The organism is Bacillus paramycoides, assembly GCF_001884235.1.
Taxonomy (GTDB): Bacteria; Bacillota; Bacilli; order Bacillales; family Bacillaceae_G; genus Bacillus_A; species Bacillus_A paramycoides.
In genome coordinates this window covers 267,334-287,053 of the sequence record NZ_MAOI01000123.1, presented here as the reverse complement: position 1 = coordinate 287,053, position 19,720 = coordinate 267,334, and the positions used below count along the sequence as shown (strand labels likewise).

Genomic DNA, 19,720 nt, shown 5'->3' with positions numbered 1-19,720 from the left:
TAAAATATAATAAAATAAATATAAGAAGTCTTATATAAGGGGAATCTAGTATGAAATATAAAATGCATTGGTTGTATAAAACGAAGCGCGGTTTACAAACTGAATTAGCAACAGACTATATGAACATAGAAGAAGTGCTTCAATTTGCGGAGGATTTTGAGAAAACAGGAAGGGTAAAAGAGCTTTTATTTTACGATGAAATGGACGCGGAATGGTCATTAAAAGAAATGAAAAAATTGAGTAAGCAAGTGGAGGAAGAGATTCAAGAAATTCAAGTTTATTTTGATGGTGGCTATGATGTGCAGACGAAAGAAGCTGGGGTTGGCATATGTGTATACTATAAAAAAGGAAATACAAATTATCGAATTCGTCGCAATGCATACATAGAAGGCATATATGATAATAACGAAGCGGAGTATGCAGCATTATTATACGGGATAAATATACTTGAGGAATTAGGAATTAAATATGAAGCAGTTACACTTCGTGGAGATTCCCAAGTTGTACTGCAGCAATTAGCTGGTGAATGGCCTTGCTATGATGAACATTTAAATCATTACTTAGATCAAATTGAACAAAAAGCAAAGCAAATGAAATTAAAGTTTGTTTGTGAACCGATATCTAGAAAACAAAATAAAGAGGCACATCAATTAGCAGCGCAAGCATTAGAAGGGACGACAATTGATAGTCATAAAGAAATAACCGAATAGAGAGGTGCACACGTGAATAAAAAGCAACTCATTACAGAGGTAAATGACTTATTAGAAACGTATTGCGAAGGGTGTTTCTTGCAGGAACATAATCGGAGAAATCATAGTAAATACTATGCCCATTCTTTTTGTATACGGCAATGTACGGTTGGAGAGAAATTGAAAAAGTATGGGGAGCAATTGTCATGAAAAAACATCCAGAGAATTTTCTCTGGATGTTTTTTAGTGCTTCGCTTCGTGTAATTGATGCTCGCATTTACTTAATTTTTTTTCTTCATTCATTAGAAATGGCTCATCTAAATCCGTCGCAACGGATTTCATAATTTCCAGCTGAGAACGAGCCGCTTCTACTGCAGTAGTGGCATGTTCTAATGTGTCTGGATCCATTGAAATTGTTGCAGAACCGACCATTTTTTGTGCTGTTTCTACACGGAATTTTACTTCTTCAAAATCATTTACATGTGAACTCATTGTTATTGCCTCCTTTGTATTTTGCGCATTTCACATAGTTTTTGCTCTGTAAAACGGAAATATACAAAGGAATAACAAAGGAGGTTACCAAGTAAGGTAACCTCCTGTCATATGTTGGATTAAAGTTTTACTACGTTAGCAGCTTGAGGTCCACGGTTTCCTTCAGTAATGTCGAAAGATACTTCTTGACCTTCCTCTAAAGCTTTGTAGCCGTCGCCTTGAATAGCAGAGAAATGTACGAATACATCATCAGAGCCTTCCATTTCGATAAATCCAAAACCTTTTTCATTGTTAAACCATTTTACTTTTCCTTGCATGTTACAATTCCTCCTAAAAAACGATTACTTTTTTTCATTTAGTGAAATTCATTTGAAAAGATAATATAAATTAAAAATGCTATATTCTCGAATATTCTGCTAAATGATTAATTTAAATATACACGAATTGGTAGAATTTAGTCAAGTAAGCGGTTTTAAATTTTTGTATTTTTAAATAATTTTTCGTTCAAATTTATAAAAAGGTATAGGACAAGCTGATTATGTAATATTCTTAAATGAATGCTGTACATAATGAGGTGAAAGAATGGGTGAGTCTTATTTATTAGATAATGAAGGAATGAAAAATAGAGACGATATACCGAATTGGGTTGCGAAAGAATTTAATAATTTTTCGAATGTCGTGCTAGAACCCACTTTTCCATGTTATTTCGGTTTGACAGCTTTAAAAAAGAATGAGCTTCGTTATTCATTTCTCTCTCGTAATGATTGGAGTCATTTGCCGAATACAATGTTATCTTTCTTAGAGTTAATGAAAGAGCGACCAATTGTAAGAAGAGGATTTTTTCTTTTTGTAGAACCTGAACGTGAAGAGCAGCCACTCGAATATTATCGTGATTATTTTTGGAAAGTACTACAGTATTTACATGAAAAAGATAATCAAACATGGCCGAAGCAAATTCCGAAAGATCCAGACCATTATTTGTGGGAATTTTCATTTGGGGGTGAACCGATATTTGCGTTTGGGAATGCGCCGGCTTATAAACAGCGAAAGACTAGGCATTTAGGAAATTCCCTTGTTATTGGATTCCAGCCACGCACTATTTTCGATGGATTAGAAGGAGATCGTCCTAAAGGTGCATATTCCAGACAAATGGTCCGTGAGCGAGTTAAAAAATGGGATCAGTTGCCGAAGCATCCTAACATTAGCCACTATGGTGATATAGATCATCGTGAATGGAAACAGTATTTTATTGGGGATGATATTGAGCTGATTAAAGGTAAATGTCCTTTTCATCATAAAGTGAAACTTTAATCAGCGGGGAGGGTTCATCCCCCACTGATTATTATCCCGCAAATAGCGGGATAAGGTAGAGAAATGAGGGCCATCAACTGGATGGCTCTTTTGCATATTTTGGATAAAAAAGGGTATTTTAATAGTGGATATTTCTTATGAAGCGAGTCTATTTTTCATATTTGCATCATTACTTAGTAGTAAAGGAAGTAGAAAGGATAGAGCGATGTTTGGAGCGATTATACAGCAAATAGTATTAGGTATTTCATTAGCTGCACCGGTAGGTCCGATTAATATTGAGATGTTAAAACGAGGAATTGAACGCGGATTTTGGCATGCTTGGATTGTTGGAATTGGGGGAATGACTGCAGATATTTTGTTTATGCTTCTTATTTATTTCGGTTTATCTTCTGTGTTTATGTATACATATGTACAAGCTTTTATGTATTGCACTGGGTTTTTCTTATTGTTTTATTTAGGATTTCAAAGTGTAAAACAAGGGATTTCTCACGCGAATATGGAATATAAACAAGAAGAGGTAGGTGGACTTAAACAATCTTTTATGGCGGGATTTTTAATCGCGATATCCAATCCGTTAAATCTTGTTTTTTGGTTTGGTATATACGGAAGTACACTTAGCTCATTGCTTACGAAGGTAACGAAACAAGAAGCTTTTTTATACAGTCTTTGTATTATTGTTGGTATTATTTTATGGAATTTAAATATTGCTTTTTCTGTTCATTTTGGAAGAACTTTATTAAAGAAAAAAGCACTTGGCTATATTACAGCAGGAGCAGGTATTATTTTAGTGGGATATTCTATCCATTTTGCATACAAAGCTTTACAGTTGTTCACATAAGATTGAAGGGGAGATTTTTATGTATCGAACCACTATTGACGGAAAAGAAATTATCATCACTTTAGCACCAAAAATTCGAAAAGAAATTACTGATAGAAATCCACTATATGAAGCGGTATTTAACAATGCAGCAAGGTTGCTGCAAACGAAACAACCAACGTTTGCGGTAAATCATGAAGTATTTGGGCTTATTATTGGAGAAGTACAAAGGGGAGAAGTAACAGTATTTGCAGTGGAACACATTATTCCGAAGCAAAATATATTTGGTCCGAACACTTTTTTCTCGACAATAGAGCAGCAGGCAAATTTGTAAAGTGAATAGAATAAGAATAAAATAGAAATAGTCGTAACGATAGGTTGCGGCTGTTTTTTTGGAGAAGGGGGAAGAAAGATGAAGAGAGTGGTAAAGGAGTTCTTTTTACAACATGATATTGTTATTATGTATAGTGTCCTATTAATTTTTATCATTATTTTAAAAATGCAATTTTTCACATGGATCGGTATTTTATCGTGTCTTGCTGGAGTCGTTTTTTATACGCTTAACGAATATGTAACTCACCGTTTTTTATTTCACATTAAGCCACCAAAGAATCGTTTTTTATTAAAAATGCTTCGCAGATTACATTATGATCATCACGTGTATCCAGACGATTTGAAATTATTATTTTTACCTGTTTGGTATAGTTTACCTGGTTTTGCAATTTATTTATTCGTTTTATACGGATTTACAAAGAGTGTTACAGTTACACTCTCCTTTGGAATTGGAATGATCATAATGCTTCTCGTTTATGAATGGAAACATTATATTGCACATAAGCCGATTCGTCCCTTTACTAAGTTTGGAAGATGGCTTAAAAAACAGCATATATTACATCATTACAAAAATGAAAAGTATTGGTTTGGTGTTTCTAATCCAGTGTATGATTTTTTATTCGGTACGTATAAAGATGGGAAAGATGTTGAACTTAGTGAAACGGCTCGTAATTTAGAAAAGAAGAAAGAGACAGAAGTAGTGCAATAGCACTACTTTTTTGCGTCTTAATGAGGGAAAAGATTGATTTAGGTTTCACCTTATTTTGAAAAAGTATATTAAAAATTTAGGGAGAAATGACGAAAAATGTCTATCGAAAAATCTTTGCAGGAACGTAAGGATTGTCTAAAATAAATATAAGTTTCTGAATATTTATAAAATTTAGTCTTTAGGTATACAAGGGGGAATTGTATTTCAAGTAAGAGAGGGGATCGGAGAATGAAACGAGATGATACGTCAGCACGTAAGTTGCAAAATGAGGTGAATTATACAGAGGTTGTTCAGTCAGAAGAATTTCAATTGTTATTAAATAGGAAAAAGAAGTTTATCGTTCCAATGAGTATTTTCTTTTTAAGTTTTTTTATTGCACTACCTATTTTAACATCGTATTCAAAGGTGCTCAATACACCGGCATTTGGTGATATTACTTGGGCGTGGGTATTTGCTGTTGCGCAATTTATAATGACATGGACATTATGTATGATTTATAGCAAAAAAGCAGAATCCTTTGATGAAATCTCGCAAAAAATTCTGCAAGATATGCAAAAAGGGAGGGGCTGAATTTGAATACAACTGCTTTTGCACTATTTTTAATTATCGTCCTTGGTACACTCGTTATAACTTATTTCGCATCGAAAAAAACGAAAAATGCGAGTGAATTTTATACGGCTGGAGGGGGATTAACTGGTTGGCAAAATGGTCTGGCCATCGCCGGTGATTACATGTCTGCTGCGTCATTTCTTGGCATCGCCGGAGCGATAGCATTAACAGGATTTGATGGGTTCTTTTATAGTATAGGTTTCTTAGTTGCTTACTTAGTTGTATTGTACCTAGTTGCAGAACCGCTTAGAAATTTAGGGAAGTATACGTTAGCTGATATGATTGCGGCGCGTTTTGATGCAAAGAAGGTTCGCGGGATTGCAGCATTAAATACGATGACGATTTCAATTTTTTATATGATTGCACAATTAGTTGGTGCGGGTGCACTTATTAAATTATTATTAGGAATTGAATATACGACAGCCGTATTAATAGTTGGTACACTTATGACAGTATACGTTATTTTTGGTGGTATGACGGCTACAAGTTGGGTGCAAATTGTAAAGGCTTTACTACTAATGGCTGGTACTTTTATTATTTCTGTTATCGTTTTTGCAAAATTTAATTTTAGTGTGACAGAAATGTTCGCTCAAATGAAAACAGCTACTCCATTAAAAGATTCGTTTTTAAATCCGGGAGTGAAGTATAAAAATGGTCTTGATACACTTTCTTTAAATTTAGGACTGGTTCTTGGTACAGCGGGATTACCGCATATTCTTGTCCGCTTTTTTACAGTACGTGATGCAAAAACTGCGCGTCAATCTGTTGTATATGCTACGTGGTTAATTGGGGCATTTTATATTATGACAATTTTCTTAGGATTTGGTGCGGCGGCGTTTGTAGGAAATGAGGCAATTATTAAAGCAAATCCAGCCGGTAATATGGCAGCACCTTTGTTAGCGAAAGCGTTAGGCGGAGATTTCTTATTCGCGTTCGTATCGGCGATTGCTTTTGCAACCATTTTAGCTGTGGTAGCAGGTCTTGTATTAACAGCAGCTTCAGCATTTGCTCATGATTTTTATAACGAGATTATTCGCAAAGGAAAATCAACGGAAAAAGAGCAAGTGTCAATGGCCCGCTATGCGTCTATTGGAGTAGCGATAGTATCTATTATACTCGCTTTGTTTGCTCAAACATTGAACGTAGCATTTCTAGTATCGCTTGCATTTGCAGTTGCAGCGAGTGCTAATTTACCAGTTATATTATTTACGATATATTGGAAACGCTTTAATACAACGGGTGCTATTTGTGGCATGGTCGTTGGTCTTATCTCAGCAATTGTTCTTGTAGTGCTAAGTCCAAACGTTTGGAATCCGGTAGCAGGGAAAGCTATTTTTGTTGGAGAGGCGATATTCCCATATACGACACCTGGAATTATTTCTATTCCGCTTGGATTCCTTGCCGCATATTTAGGAACAATTTTCTCTAGTAAGAAAGAAGATGCAGCAAAATTTGATGAAATTCTTGTGAAATCTAATACTGGTCATGGTATTAGTGATGCATCTACACATTAAAAAAGAGGAGCTTTTCGAATTATAAGAAAAGCTCCTTTTTCTTTTGTCATTTTCTTATAAATATTACTTTATTTTTGGTAGGATTTGTCTTGGTTTTGTGGAATGAAAATAGGCAGGGAGAAATTTAACTCATCATGGGACCAGCGCAGCTTTGTGAAAAATAAGTTGTTATGGAAGGTGGAAGAAAGGATGAAAACAAAACAAACAGATGAATTATTAGCAAAAGATGAGCAATATGTTTGGCACGGAATGCGTCCCTTTAGCCCGAGTAGTACAATGGTAGGAGCAAAAGCAGAAGGGTGCTGGGTTGAAGATATACAAGGAAAAAGATATTTAGATGGTATGAGTGGTCTTTGGTGTGTAAATAGCGGATATGGGCGAAAAGAGCTCGCAGAGGCAGCTTATAAGCAATTGCAAACATTGTCATACTTTCCGATGTCACAATCACATGAACCAGCAATTAAGCTCGCTGAAAAGTTAAACGAGTGGCTTGGTGGAGAGTATGTTATATTCTTCTCTAATAGTGGATCAGAAGCGAATGAAACGGCTTTTAAAATAGCAAAGCAATATTATGCTCAAAAAGGTGAACCACATCGTTATAAATTTATGTCACGTTATCGTGGTTATCACGGAAATACAATGGCAACGATGGCGGCGACTGGACAAGCGCAGCGCAGATACCAATATGAGCCATTTGCATCAGGATTTTTACATGTAACGCCTCCGGATTGTTACCGTATGCCAGAAATGGAATCGCAAAATATTTATGATGTAGAGTGTGTGAAAGAAGTAGATCGTGTTATGACGTGGGAATTAAGCGAAACGATAGCCGGATTTATAATGGAGCCGATTATTACAGGTGGAGGTATTTTAATGCCGCCACAAGACTATATGAAAGCGATTCATGAAACGTGTCAAAAACACGGTGCACTACTTATTAGTGATGAAGTTATTTGTGGTTTCGGCCGTACAGGAAAGGCATTTGGATTTATGAATTATGACGTTAAGCCGGATATCGTTACAATGGCAAAAGGTATTACGAGCGCGTACTTACCATTATCAGCAACAGCTGTGAAAAAAGAAATTTATGAAGCATTTAAAGGAACGGGAGAATATGAATTCTTCAGACATATAAATACATTTGGTGGAAATCCAGCTGCTTGTGCATTAGCGCTTAAAAATTTAGAGATTATGGAAAATGAAAATTTAATTGAGCGCTCTGCACAAATGGGTTCACTTTTATTAGATCAATTAAAAGAAGAAATTGGGGAACATCCGCTTGTTGGGAATATTAGAGGGAAAGGGCTATTAGTTGGAATTGAACTAGTAAATGATAAAGCGACGAAAGAACCAATTGATAACGACAAAATCGCAAGTGTTGTAAATGCTTGTAAAGAAAAAGGGCTCATTATCGGACGAAACGGTATGACAACAGCAGGTTATAATAACGTCTTAACATTAGCGCCGCCGCTTATTATTTCAAGTGAAGAAATTGCCTTTGTTGTTGGAACGTTGAAGACAGCTATGGAACGTATTTAGTAACTAGGACGAGAGAAGCGAGCTGTAATATAAGGCTCGCTTTTGTTTATTATTTTGATTAGGGGGTGTATTAATAGATAAGTATGATTTTAACCAACATTATCACATTGGCTATTATGAAGATGGGCATGATTTAGAAGTGACCGCATACAAAAGAATAAATGAACCAATTTGGGATGCTTATATTCCACAATATGAGGCAGACGATTTTTATAAAAAGGGGGAGAAAATGAAGCTAGGTGAATATATAGATGACTATGGTATAAAAGTATATTCATTTAGTGATGATATCGATGATGAGGAAGTACGAACTATTTTTGAAAAATGGTTAAAAACGAATGCGATTGTTTAAAGATGAAATGAAAAAGGAGATTCCTATTTTATAAGATAGGAATCTCCTTTTATTATATTAAACTTATTTACTTGCTTTCATTGCTTTATCTTTTGCACCAAAAGTGTATTTTAACATTGGTGGTGTAATCATTGTAGTTAAAATAACAACAATAACGATGGCTGTAAAGTAGTCTTGTGCTAATAGACCAGAAGAAAGTCCTGTTCCTGCGATGATAAGAGCAACTTCACCACGAGAAACCATTCCAGCACCGATAATTGCAGAAGACTTTGCATCAAATCCAGTCATTCGTGCACCGAATCCACAACCGATTAGTTTCGTTAATACAGCGATTACTGTTAATGCTAAGATGAACCAAATTTGATCACCAATACCGTCAAATGTAATATTCATACCGATACTAACGAAGAAGACTGGTACGAACATAGCGTAAGCGATTGGTTCTACTTTCTTTTCTACTTCATGTTTGTAGTTCGTTTGAGAAATAGCGATACCAGCTGCGAAAGCACCGATAATACCAGCAATTCCTAATAGTTCGCCGAAATATGCGAATGAGAAACAGATGATAAGTGCTGCACTTACGATAGACTCAGATACGCGAAGTGGTGATAACCAACGCATAATCGCTGGAACACCTTTCCATCCGATTAAAATAATAGAAGCGAAGAATACTACTTTCTTCAAGATAATCATTGTTAAATTAACATCATCTGTACCTAAGAAGCTCATTGCAAATGCTAATAAAATAACAACAAGAATGTCATCAAATACAGCTGCTCCAAGCATTGTTGTACTTTCACGTGTTTTCATCTTACCTAAATCGCGAAGTGTTTGAACGGAAATACTAACACTTGTCGCACATAGAAGTAATCCTAAAAAGACAGCGTTCCCTTGTTCCATTCCCATAACAAGACCGGCAACATAACCACCTACGAATGGAAGAACGATACCTCCAACCGCAACTGCTAAAGAAGAATTACGGTTTTCATTTAATTCTTTTAAGTCTGTTTCAAGTCCAGCCATAAACATTAAAAGAATAACCCCGACGTTACTTAATTGTGTTAGAAGTTCTGAATTCTCAATCCAACCTAATACAGCTGGACCGATAACGATACCGACAATTAATTTACCAAGTACAGAAGGTTGACCTAATCTTACGCTAAGGTCGCCAGCAAGTTTTGTACTTAATAAAATAAGTGCGATTTGAAAGAAAAATTCGAATTCCATCTGATCCTCTCCTTATCACTTTGTATTTTTATTAAACGATTTCTCGGAATTTGCTTAATGATGATATGTAAAATTACATTAAACAAAGGGTCTTTTTACAGGTTCTTTTGAACTTGTAATTTGAACCTGTAATTAATATATAATATATTTTATAAAAAATCAACGGAAAAATAGTAGGTTTTCATGAGAGGATTCGTTTTAGAAACGGGGGATATAGCTATATAATAAGAAGTAATAAAGCTTACATATAATGAATGGAGAAAGAAAAATGTTATTAAATCAACGCTTTACAATTGGAGAAATGGCGAAAATGCATAATATAGCGGAATCTACATTACGTTATTATGATGAGAAAGGTATTTTTCATCCGTCAACTGTTGACCCTCAAACCAATTATCGCTATTACACAATTGATCAGTTTTCACTATTAGATACGATTAAATTTTTACGCCAATTGAATATCCCGTTAAAGGAAATCAAGAAATATATTGATGAACGAAACCCCTCTTATGCGCTGAATTTACTTGAAAAACAACAAGAAATGATGCTGAAAAAGCAAAGAGAAATCGAGTATGCTTTGGCAAAAATGGAACATAAAATCCATTTAATGAAGAAGGCGACGAGATCAGAAGCGAATCAAATTATTTATAAAAAGATATCGAAACGAAAAATCACAGCAATTGCAGTTGCGCCTAATACAACGGATGATATGTTTGAGTATTATATCCATTCGCTGCAAAAAAATATAAAGCAAATTGATAATAGTTTATTTTCAGGAGATATCGGTGTAACAGTTTCAAAAAAAGCATTACTTCAAAATGAGTTTCAAGCATATAACAGTGTGTTTATTCTATTGGATTACATGCCTTTTCAAGTACATACTTCAGATGAAATAAAAGAAGGGATATTTGCTTGTTCTTATCATCATGGACCATATGAAGAAACAGATGAAACGTATACGGAATTATTAAAGCACATTGATAACGAAGGATACGAAGTGTGCGGAGATGCGCTTGAGCTTGCGTTAATTGATTGGTCTGTAACAGAAAATCCGAAGGAGCAAGTAACGGAAATTCAAATACCTGTTGCTAAAAAAATAAATAAACAATAAGCTTATATATTTTTCAATTCTCTATTGACCTTCAAGTTACTTGAAGGTTTAAACTGTGAACAGAGCGTTGAGAAAAAGGAGCATATTAGTATGGAAGCAACAGAAAAATTAAGAGAAAAACCGATAAAAAGTTTATTTATTTCGTATTTAATACCAGCAGTTCTTGGGATGGTATTAATGTCAGTGAATATCATGATTGATGCGGTCATGATTAGTAGAGGAGTTGGAGCGAACGGTTTAGCAGGAGTAAACGTGGCTGTTCCAGCGTTTTCAATTTTCTTCTCTATCTCATTATGGATTGGAATGGGTGGAGCAACGCTATATTCTATTGCACTAGGTGAAAATAAATTAGAAAGAGCAAGATCTATTTTTACTCAATCTATGACAGTGGCAGTTATTATCGTAGGTGTTTTAGCGGCTATTTGCTTATGGAGAATAGAAGATTTAGCATATCTGTTTGGTGCAAATGAAGTGATTTTACCATATGCGTTAGACTATTTACACGTGTTATTAACATTTGGAATGATATATGTTTTAGAAAATATTTTAAGTACATTTATACGTAACGATGGAAATCCTAATTTAGCAATGGCAGGTCTTGTCGTAACAGCTGTATTGAACATTATCTTTGACTATATCTTTATTTTCATCTTTGGATGGGGCGTAACAGGTGCTGCATCAGCGACTATTCTTTCGGCAGCAATTGGTTTCCTAGTATTATTAACTCACTTCTTTAGAAAAAGTAGTGTTTTAAAGTGGACGAAATTCCATTTTGAATGGGATACGGTTAAACAAATTATGGTGATTGGTTTCCCGAGCTTTACAACTGAAATTACAGTAGCGATTGTAACGGTTGGTTTTAATATTGCTTTTGTTCAATATGCAGGAGAAGTAGGTGTCGCTTCTTATGCGATGGTCAATAGTATTCATGCAATGACATTACTATTATTCTTCGGTGTTGGTGCCGCATTACAACCTATTGCTAGTTTCCATTATGGTGCAAATTTACCAGAAAGACTGCGTGAAGGATTACGGTTGGCTGTGAAAATTGCAGTTGTACTCGGAGGCGTAGCAATTGTTGTTGGTTTATTCTTCGGGAAATATATAATTGGTTTATTTGATGTTCAATCCCCAGAACTATTGGAGTTAACGTTAACAGGTATAAGTTTATTCTTTATCCAATATGTATTTTTAGGCTATAACATTGTGTATGGTGAATATTTCCAATCTGTGCGACAAACGACAAAATCAGTTCTTATTATTTTGAGCCGTGGTTTACTATTTATTATCCCACTGTTATGGATTATGCCGAAATTATTTGGCGTAAATGGAATTTGGCTCGTTATGCCAGTAGCAGAAATATTGACAGCAATCATTGTATTTACGATGAATCGTATGAAACATCCTGTTCCATTAAACTTGGCGGGAAAGAAAGAAGCAATATAATAAAAAAGTCCCCTTGAAAATAATTAAGGGGATTTTTTCATTCCTTTAAACTAATAGCAAAAGATCCATCTGTTTCCTGCACAGAAGCGAAAGCAACGTTTTTAATATTTGTAACGCCTTTCGCCTGTAACTCTGCATGTAACCACTTTACATTTTTATGGATTAGCTTTAAGTTATCGTATTGAATTTGTGAATCAACGATAAGAGCAATTGGTAATCCAGAATACTTAACATCTATATTCATATCTTTCGGAGTCAATGGTATGAGTTCTCTTTTTGGCAAAATACTTATAGATCCATTTGCTTCTAAAATTGCATATTCAATTTCATGAACACTCGGATAGCCTGCAACACGGAGGTTGGATAGTAATTCGGCAATTGGATATCTACTCTTCTTTAGGTTTTCAAAAATAATATCTCCATGTTTTATTAAAATAATGGGATGCCCGAGAATGAAGCGATTCAATTTATTTAATAAGCTTAGCTTTGTAAGAAGTAGATGTAAGCATGTAATGGCAACCATGCCGGAAAAAGCTTGCAAAGCACCGTCGACTGGTATCGCTTGAAAGGCCAAATAAGATAAAAAGATAATTGCGCCAAAATCATGAGGAGTTAGTTGTGCTAGTGCGGATTTCCCTAATAACTTAAGTGATATTAAAAATAAAATAAAAAAGAACGATACATTACATAAAAAGACGAGCAATATGTACACTCCTTCGTGCGAAGTTGTACTTACTATTCCCAAAGATATGATAAATATTACTTTTAGAGGGGAATTTAGACTGAATTGGAATTTATCTGTATACAAACGACTTAGTGGATATTATGATGAACAAATAGAGAAAATAGGAGTATATGTGAATGCTAAAGAAAAAAATTATTAAGTATAGTTTAGTTATGTTGATGATTTGCGCTGTTTATGTGGGATTTTTACAATATAACATTTATAAGCATGGTCATATGAAAGCACCAGATGAAGTGGATTACATGATTGTACTAGGCTCGAAAGTAAATGGAACGAAACCGTCTTATTCACTGCAATATCGTATCGATAAAGCAGCTGAGTATTTAAAATCACATGAGAAAACAATTGCTATCGTATCTGGAGGGCGAGGAAAAGGCGAAGATATTTCAGAAGCTTTAGCAATGAAACAAGGATTAATGAAACAAAATATTGCAGAAGACCGAATAATAATGGAAGACCGTTCGACGAGTACGGATGAAAATATTAAATTCTCAAAACCTCTTATCTCAGAAAATATGAAAAAAGGGATGATTGTAACGAACGATTTTCATATGTTTCGAGCGAAAAAGATTGCGGAAAAACAAGGATTAACATTAGAAGGTCTCCCGGCAAAAACACCGAAACCAATTATCATCCAATCGAACGTTAGAGAATATTTAGCAATCACACAATATTGGTTATTAAATCGAATATAATCAACTTGAATCCCACCTGAAATTTTAGGTGGGATTTACCTTAATGTAAATCTTACAAATATGTCATCTTAATGAAAGGTAAAGCGATAGTTTCTAAAGTGGTTTCCTGACATAATGAAGGTAACAAAAAACTTTAGAGGTGAATCGTATGAAAGGGAATAATATATTATCTTCGCTATGTTACTTTAGTATCTTTTTTGCACCATTTTTACTGCCAATTATCGTTTATTTCGTTGCGGAAGATGAAGTGAAATATCATGCAAAAAAAGCATTTTGGTCCCACGTTTTCCCGTATGTAATCCTATTTGGTGGATTAGCATTATCAGGAGTATACGGCTTAAGCTTCAATCAGTCTGAGAGCGTTGGAATTGGGATGATTATAACGTATGCAGTGTTTATTCTTGTAGGGATTTACTATTTCATTTGGAATATTGTTAAAGGTATTAAAGTTTTGAAAGCGGATTAACAAGAATTACTATCATATAAATCCGTCGTTATTTGTCGAAACGTCGATATAATTTCATTTACCGTAACAAAAGACACTTAAAAAAAAGAGTAATTCGCAAAGAATTGCTCTTTTTGTGCTTATAAGTTGTGAATAATGAAAAAGATATGTTAATTTTTCATTATGGAGAGAAAAAAGGAGGGATTTTTATGAATGAGATTATACATAAAATGGAGCAACACGTTTCAGTTCGTAAATATAAAGAAGAACCAATTTCAAAAGATGTAGTGGAAAGAATGGTGCAAGCTGCTCAGCATGCCGCTTCTTCACATTTTGTCCAGGCGTACTCGGTTATTTATGTAACAGATAAGGAACTAAAAGTTAAATTAGCTGAGCTATCTGGAAATCGTCATGTGAAAGATTGCGCAGCATTCTTTGTTTGTTGTGCAGACTTAAAGAGACTTGAAATTGCATGTGAAAAACATGGTACAGAGATAAAACATGAAGGGGTGGAAGACTTTATCGTTGCGACGGTAGACGCTTCACTTTTTGCACAAAACTTAGCACTTACAGCAGAATCATTAGGATACGGTATTTGTTATATCGGTGGAATTCGTAATAACCCGAAAGAAGTAAGCGAATTGCTTCATTTACCGGATAAAGTATATCCTGTGTTCGGAATGACAGTCGGTGTACCAGATGAAGATCATGGAGTTAAACCGCGGTTACCAGTAGCAGCCATTCTTCATGAAAATGGATATAATGAAAAGAAATATGATGAATTGTTAAACGAATACGATGATACGATGAGCGCGTATTATAAAGAAAGATCGTCAAATCAAAAAAAAGTAACATGGACTGAATCAATGAGTTCATTTATGGCCAAAGAGAAGAGAATGCATATGAAAGAGTTTTTGAGTGAGAAAGGATTTAATAAGAAATAAGTAAAAGGACAAACCTGAGATGTGGGTTTGTCTTTTTTTAGAGGAGAAGTATGCGGTCTTTACTTTATAAAATATTTAATGTAAAAAGCGGCCAAATAGCCGCTTTTTATTGTGCAGTTAATATTCTAATGATGATCCTGTAGGTTTAAAATATTTTTCTTTTGAAGGAGTCATTACTCGGATTGCTAATAAACAGGAAAGGAAGAGGATGAGTAAAGAGCTACTTATCACAGTAATTTGAACGGAAAGAAACTGTGCAGATGCTCCAATTGCTAAAATGAAAAAGATTTGGATAAAGTTTTTTATTGAGTCAAATACGCTATCGATACGTCCTATCATATGTACTGGGATGTTATTTTGATAAAATGTTATAAATCCAGTACCGGCAAATGATGAAGAGATTCCAAGCAAAATAAAACCACTTGCTGCGATCATAAATGAATTTGAAAAGGCGAAAATCACATAGCCGACTGCTGTAAAAATCATACCTAAGCCGATGCAATATTGAATCGGTAACCGTTTTACAAAGAGAGAGACAAGAAATGAACCGCAAACGTAAGCTGCCCCGGTTATACTAACGAGCATGCTATATTTTACATCTGATAAAAACAGTACTTGTCTTGTAAAAACAACTTCTTGTGAATCCAGTGCCATTGAGACAAGCATTGTGGCTTGGAATAGAACGAATACGAGAATAATGTAAGTTTCAGTCCGTGCGAATGAAAAGACTTGTTTCCAATCGCTTCGTAATGTTTGTACGAAAGTATTTGTAACCTCTTTGTTTTGCTTTGTTTGTAATGTGATGTTTGGCAAGAAGTAAATGAGAATGGTAGAAAGTAGAAATGAAATTGAGTTGCAGTAAATAACAAAGGCTGCCGAGTATGTAGTGAGAAGTATTCCAGCAAGAGCCGGACCGATAATAAAAGCCCCATTTGTACACAGGCTATTCCAAGCATTAAATTGAGCACGTTCTTCAGCTGGTATGAGCATGGTTTTATAAGTGAATGAAGCTGGATCGAAAAATGATGTAGCAATACGAGTCAAAAAGATAAAAATATAAATCGCCCAAATAGAATCAAATAGTGGAATACAGCCGATGAGCACTGCTCGAATAATATCTGTGATAAGCATAATTGACCGTTTGTTTAAACGATCTACTATACTACCAGACCATATTTTTGTGACAACGGTGGCAATTGGACCAACGATCCATAATCCTGCTACAGCAGCGGGAGAGTTTGTACTATTTAATACCATTAAGTTTAGAGCTATGAGGTACATAAAATCACCTAAACGAGAAATGCCTGTTCCCGACAATAATAATAGTTTATTTTTCATGGGCATATGGACCTTTCTTTCATTGTTTTTTTATACGGCAGGAAATAGCGTATTCCTTTTCAGAGTTTGATTGACGAGCGGTTTTGTTTTCCCAGCGTAATAAAACTTGTGAAATCTCCCAAGTGAGTTGTTGTAATTCCTCTGGAGTTAAAAATAAATGAGAAACAATGTGGCTCCCTGTATTTGTTCCTTCCGTGCCCGCTTCTTCAATATAAAAATGAGCAGATTTTGCTTTGTAATATTTTTCTATAATTCCCCGTTTTTCTTTTGTATCTACTAATTCAAGTAAACCTCCGTCATATAAAATTTGAATGTGATAGTGAACACTGCCAGCAGATTTATTTAGTTTAGTAGCTACTTGCTTTGCAGTGAGTGTTTCGTCTTTTAAAAGGTGAAGAATTTGAATACGAGTTGCATTGGAAATTAGCTTTTGTTGTTCAGCTGAAATGGTAAGTCGATCCTCAAACATTATGGTAGCTCCTTTCTTATAATCTAATTTTATTGTACGTTCTAAAAAATTAGAACGTAAGAGAAATAAATCGCCTTTTTCCTATGAATTTCGACATAAATAAAAATAGCATGTACATAAACATGCTATTAAGCTATTTTAGATTCTTCACTAAGTTCCCCGCGATAAAACAAGAAAAGCCATATAAAACTAACGAAAATACAGCATATAGCTAGCGAACTACCGATTATTTGCGGAGAAAATATTTCTAAAAGCCATCCTGTTATAAACATTGATAACTGAATAAGAGATCCGTAAATGGAGTAGTGGAATGAGAAAACTTTACCAATCATATTTTCTGACGTATACGTTTGTAGCAATGTCGTATCAAGTGGAACGATGATTCCTCCTGCTATACGCATACAGAGTAATGTAATGATACCGATAATAAGTTGATCGGATAGAATGAATCCGAGAAAGAAAAATCCTTGTAGTAAATAGGCCCAACCAAATGCTCTTTTCATTTTTTCTTCATTTTTAGATATATATAAGTTAACGAGAAGACTACCAATCATAAGTCCCGCTCCTTGAACTGTATATAAAATTCCGATGTTAGAGTGGAAAATTCTTTCGGCATAGATTGTTAGAAGTAGCTGATAAGCGCCTCCCATAATGCCCCATGAAATTCCGACAAGAATTAATGTTAAAATAATTTTTCTTTGTAATATGTATGTATAACCATCCTTTATATCAGTAATAAATGCTTTTTTCGTGTTAAAAGTATTACGAGAAGGGATATGCATTTTATAAATAATAAAGGCTGAAATAAAGTATGACAGGCTGTTCATTAAAAAAGCGATCTCAATATTTAAAGATTGTGCAATAATCCCACCTAAAGAAGCCCCCATAATAGACATAGAACCATTGATTGTACTAGAAAGAGAGTTAGCGGTTACTAAATGATTTCGATGTACGATATTCTTTAGAGTTGATTGCTTAGCAGGCTCGAATAAACAAGAGAGTACAGATAAACATATATTAGAAACGAAAATAATCTCAATTTTATAGAATGCAAATAAGTAAGTGAGGACGATAATCCCTCGTAGAATATCGGTGGAAATCATAATCTTCTTTTTGGAAAAACGGTCTACAATTCCGCCTATGAATGGGCTAAGAAGGAGTTGAGGTAATCCTTTACTCATAAAAGTGAGCGCTATCATAAACGGAGATTCTGTTATGCTATAGACGAATGTTAATAAAGCTACAGTATGAAACCAATCTCCAAGTACGCTTAACGTTTGACCATAAAATAGTTTTTTGAAGTTTTTATTTGTTTTAAGCAGTGTGGAATAAGAAACTGATTGCGCTGACATAAAAACTAATCCCTATCTATTGGTGATGTTTGTACATGCTTTTTCCATTCGCTTAAATACATTTTTTCTGCTTTGGGTAGTCCAATAGGTAATTTTGCAATAAATTCTAAACTATTTCCATCAAGATCGTTAAAATATACAGAGGCGTGTGCTAGTTCGGGAAAAACGATAGGCTCAATTGGTTCCATTCCGAAGTCTTTCCTTGCTGAAATTCCTTTTTGATTTAGCCAGTGTATCGCGTTTTCTAAATCGTGTAAGCTTACTTGGAAAGCGATATGTCGTAAGGATGGATGATAATTAACTTTGTATTCTTTTCCTTCCCAAAGGCCAAGCCAACTTTCATTTTCTACAATCCAAAAGAAGGCGATATCCTTGTCTCTTTTATATAATTTTAGCCCTAGTGATTCGTAAAAAGGTATTGAAACTTCTAAATTATGGACAGGTAAATGTGCTTCATAAAGACCTTTAATCATTATAATCCTCCTTAGTAATAATGTTTCTTATTTCATATTAAACGATGTTTTGTTTATTGAAATCGCTAAAAAGAAGGATATAAATTCATACGAAAGTATGAAAAAACAGCTCAAATATGAGCTGTTTTCGTATAGTTTTTAGCTAACGCACTCATTCATTTTGAGCTTAACGGAAAGGATATTTTATATTAATATCCGAATCCCCCGCCACCCCAACAGCTACATCCGATAATGATTAGAAGGATGAATAGTACGATGAGTAAAGCAAATCCCCCGCCGAAACCAGCGCAACTACCACCAAAGCTCATGTTTTTTCCTCCTTGTTAGTAAATTAATCTATATAATTAATGGATTACTGTATACAGTATGTTTTTATATGGAAAAGGAGCAAGTCTTACTTCTAATTAGACAAAAGCCTGTGAGTTCATTTAGGTTTGATGTTCAGTATACGTCATATCGTATTTTGAATAGGGAGTATTACTGATTGCAAATAGTGGGATAAGTGGTAAGATGACATGGAAGTGTATAATAAGTGAACGAGTTGTTAAATAAATTGTGATGTAACTTACAATTACGTTAAACTTTCTTTTCACAAATATAAAATTTGTAAAAAAACATTTTTATATTTTTTTATGTGTAAAAATGTACTATAATTTTACAAGTAATATTATGGGAAAAGGGAGCTTGTAAAGAGATGGAGATGAGAAATCTACAAGATACTATAGAAAATAATAAGCAAGAATTAATTCGACTAGTTGCAACATATGGATTAGGACATAATAAAGTTTTGTTATTTAGTCGAGATTTAGATATATTAATTAATAAGTTTATGAATATAAAAGACAAAGTGTATAAGTGAATAATCTTTAGTTTTTATATTAGGATTATTTACTTACAAAGGAGAGAACAGTTATTGGAACGTTTACAAGAAGAATTGTATAAACAAATAAAAGAAGAAAAAGGTACAGTTACTATATTTTTAAAGAGCGGAGTAAGAATAGTAGGAAAAGTAGTTGGGGTAGATAAATTTACAATTTTAATGTTAGTAGATGGGAAGCAACAACTTATTTACAAACAGGCAGTATCAACAATTATGAAATAAGACACTCA

The 19,720-nt window shown here is 34.4% G+C and carries 25 protein-coding genes and 1 pseudogene; 17 read left to right on the top strand and 9 right to left on the bottom strand.

Translation table 11 applies throughout. From position 1 onward, the window contains the following. The first annotated feature begins 50 nt into the window (after positions 1-50). Both BAU28_RS26745 and BAU28_RS26740 read left to right on the top strand, forming a co-directional pair. Positions 51-710: a ribonuclease H family protein gene (locus BAU28_RS26745; protein WP_071720961.1), complete on the top strand. Its 660-nt coding sequence runs from the start codon at positions 51-53 to the stop codon at positions 708-710. Positions 711-722: 12 nt separating this feature from the next. Further along, complete coding sequence (locus BAU28_RS26740; protein WP_033795353.1) at positions 723-899, top strand: zinc-finger domain-containing protein; 177 nt, start codon at positions 723-725, stop codon at positions 897-899. A gap of 33 nt (positions 900-932) precedes the next feature. Here BAU28_RS26740 and BAU28_RS26735 read toward each other — a convergent pair whose 3' ends face one another. Further along, positions 933-1,181 (bottom strand): DUF2564 family protein, encoded by a 249-nt coding sequence (locus BAU28_RS26735; protein WP_048373299.1) that lies wholly within the window; start codon positions 1,179-1,181, stop codon positions 933-935. Positions 1,182-1,300: 119 nt separating this feature from the next. Further along, positions 1,301-1,498 (bottom strand): cold shock-like protein CspB, encoded by a 198-nt coding sequence (gene cspB / locus BAU28_RS26730; RefSeq protein WP_002171227.1) that lies wholly within the window; start codon positions 1,496-1,498, stop codon positions 1,301-1,303. Positions 1,499-1,763: 265 nt separating this feature from the next. Between cspB and BAU28_RS26725 the strand changes: the two genes are divergently transcribed. From BAU28_RS26725 to BAU28_RS26690, 8 genes are all read left to right on the top strand, one after another. Further along, positions 1,764-2,492, top strand: a complete 729-nt coding sequence (locus BAU28_RS26725) for a YqcI/YcgG family protein (RefSeq protein WP_071720959.1) — start codon at positions 1,764-1,766, stop codon at positions 2,490-2,492. Positions 2,493-2,697: 205 nt separating this feature from the next. Beyond that, a complete protein-coding gene (locus BAU28_RS26720; protein WP_025147163.1) occupies positions 2,698-3,330 on the top strand; it encodes a LysE family transporter in 633 nt (210 codons plus the stop codon). Positions 3,331-3,349: 19 nt separating this feature from the next. Then, a complete protein-coding gene (locus tag BAU28_RS26715) occupies positions 3,350-3,643 on the top strand; it encodes a hypothetical protein (RefSeq protein WP_002171230.1) in 294 nt (97 codons plus the stop codon). Between the two features lie 78 nt (positions 3,644-3,721). Continuing rightward, positions 3,722-4,351: a sterol desaturase family protein gene (locus tag BAU28_RS26710; RefSeq protein WP_002171231.1), complete on the top strand. Its 630-nt coding sequence runs from the start codon at positions 3,722-3,724 to the stop codon at positions 4,349-4,351. Between the two features lie 228 nt (positions 4,352-4,579). After that, on the top strand, positions 4,580-4,921 hold the full coding sequence (locus BAU28_RS26705; protein ID WP_071720957.1) for a DUF485 domain-containing protein: 342 nt from the start codon (positions 4,580-4,582) through the stop codon (positions 4,919-4,921). A gap of 2 nt (positions 4,922-4,923) precedes the next feature. After that, the gene (locus tag BAU28_RS26700; RefSeq protein WP_025147162.1) at positions 4,924-6,474 is read left to right on the top strand and encodes a solute symporter family protein; all 1,551 of its coding nucleotides are present in this window, start codon (positions 4,924-4,926) and stop codon (positions 6,472-6,474) included. Positions 6,475-6,663: 189 nt separating this feature from the next. Next, entirely contained in the window at positions 6,664-8,013 is a 1,350-nt protein-coding gene (locus BAU28_RS26695) for an aspartate aminotransferase family protein (protein WP_071720955.1), read from the top strand. A 73-nt stretch (positions 8,014-8,086) separates the two neighbouring features. Beyond that, the gene (locus tag BAU28_RS26690; RefSeq protein ID WP_071720953.1) at positions 8,087-8,365 is read left to right on the top strand and encodes a DUF3986 family protein; all 279 of its coding nucleotides are present in this window, start codon (positions 8,087-8,089) and stop codon (positions 8,363-8,365) included. 63 nt (positions 8,366-8,428) lie between these two features. On the opposite strand, the gene BAU28_RS26685 is transcribed toward BAU28_RS26690, so the two are convergent. After that, complete coding sequence (locus BAU28_RS26685) at positions 8,429-9,592, bottom strand: cation:proton antiporter (protein ID WP_002171236.1); 1,164 nt, start codon at positions 9,590-9,592, stop codon at positions 8,429-8,431. Positions 9,593-9,860: 268 nt separating this feature from the next. Between BAU28_RS26685 and BAU28_RS26680 the strand changes: the two genes are divergently transcribed. Continuing rightward, entirely contained in the window at positions 9,861-10,703 is an 843-nt protein-coding gene (locus BAU28_RS26680) for a MerR family transcriptional regulator (RefSeq protein WP_071720951.1), read from the top strand. A 90-nt stretch (positions 10,704-10,793) separates the two neighbouring features. Then, on the top strand, positions 10,794-12,149 hold the full coding sequence (locus tag BAU28_RS26675; RefSeq protein ID WP_048373308.1) for an MATE family efflux transporter: 1,356 nt from the start codon (positions 10,794-10,796) through the stop codon (positions 12,147-12,149). A 37-nt stretch (positions 12,150-12,186) separates the two neighbouring features. Here BAU28_RS26675 and BAU28_RS26670 read toward each other — a convergent pair whose 3' ends face one another. Beyond that, positions 12,187-12,852: a DUF421 domain-containing protein gene (locus tag BAU28_RS26670; RefSeq protein ID WP_071720948.1), complete on the bottom strand. Its 666-nt coding sequence runs from the start codon at positions 12,850-12,852 to the stop codon at positions 12,187-12,189. Positions 12,853-13,010: 158 nt separating this feature from the next. On the opposite strand from BAU28_RS26670, the gene BAU28_RS26660 reads away from it, so the two are divergent. The 3 genes from BAU28_RS26660 to nfsA all read left to right on the top strand — a co-directional run bounded on the left by BAU28_RS26660 (position 13,011) and on the right by nfsA (position 14,978). Further along, positions 13,011-13,589 (top strand): YdcF family protein, encoded by a 579-nt coding sequence (locus BAU28_RS26660; RefSeq protein ID WP_002171240.1) that lies wholly within the window; start codon positions 13,011-13,013, stop codon positions 13,587-13,589. A gap of 148 nt (positions 13,590-13,737) precedes the next feature. Continuing rightward, entirely contained in the window at positions 13,738-14,055 is a 318-nt protein-coding gene (locus tag BAU28_RS26655) for a magnetosome magnetite crystal formation protein family (protein WP_071720944.1), read from the top strand. A 188-nt stretch (positions 14,056-14,243) separates the two neighbouring features. Continuing rightward, entirely contained in the window at positions 14,244-14,978 is a 735-nt protein-coding gene (gene nfsA / locus BAU28_RS26650) for an oxygen-insensitive NADPH nitroreductase (protein ID WP_071720942.1), read from the top strand. Positions 14,979-15,095: 117 nt separating this feature from the next. Here the strand turns inward: nfsA and BAU28_RS26645 are convergent, their stop codons facing one another. From BAU28_RS26645 to BAU28_RS26625, 5 genes are all read right to left on the bottom strand, one after another. Then, positions 15,096-16,316, bottom strand: a complete 1,221-nt coding sequence (locus BAU28_RS26645) for an MFS transporter (RefSeq protein ID WP_071721039.1) — start codon at positions 16,314-16,316, stop codon at positions 15,096-15,098. A 19-nt stretch (positions 16,317-16,335) separates the two neighbouring features. Further along, the gene (locus BAU28_RS26640) at positions 16,336-16,785 is read right to left on the bottom strand and encodes an ArsR/SmtB family transcription factor (RefSeq protein WP_048373317.1); all 450 of its coding nucleotides are present in this window, start codon (positions 16,783-16,785) and stop codon (positions 16,336-16,338) included. A 128-nt stretch (positions 16,786-16,913) separates the two neighbouring features. Beyond that, complete coding sequence (locus tag BAU28_RS26635; RefSeq protein ID WP_071720940.1) at positions 16,914-18,137, bottom strand: MFS transporter; 1,224 nt, start codon at positions 18,135-18,137, stop codon at positions 16,914-16,916. Between the two features lie 5 nt (positions 18,138-18,142). Continuing rightward, a complete protein-coding gene (locus tag BAU28_RS26630; RefSeq protein ID WP_002171260.1) occupies positions 18,143-18,610 on the bottom strand; it encodes a VOC family protein in 468 nt (155 codons plus the stop codon). 188 nt (positions 18,611-18,798) lie between these two features. Continuing rightward, entirely contained in the window at positions 18,799-18,918 is a 120-nt protein-coding gene (locus tag BAU28_RS26625; protein WP_000007804.1) for a YjcZ family sporulation protein, read from the bottom strand. Positions 18,919-19,252: 334 nt separating this feature from the next. Here BAU28_RS26625 and BAU28_RS26620 point away from each other — a divergent pair. Both BAU28_RS26620 and hfq read left to right on the top strand, forming a co-directional pair. Continuing rightward, positions 19,253-19,469, top strand: a pseudogene (locus tag BAU28_RS26620) (Spo0E family sporulation regulatory protein-aspartic acid phosphatase). A 54-nt stretch (positions 19,470-19,523) separates the two neighbouring features. After that, the gene (gene hfq / locus BAU28_RS26615; RefSeq protein WP_002171262.1) at positions 19,524-19,712 is read left to right on the top strand and encodes an RNA chaperone Hfq; all 189 of its coding nucleotides are present in this window, start codon (positions 19,524-19,526) and stop codon (positions 19,710-19,712) included. Positions 19,713-19,720: the final 8 nt, after the last annotated feature.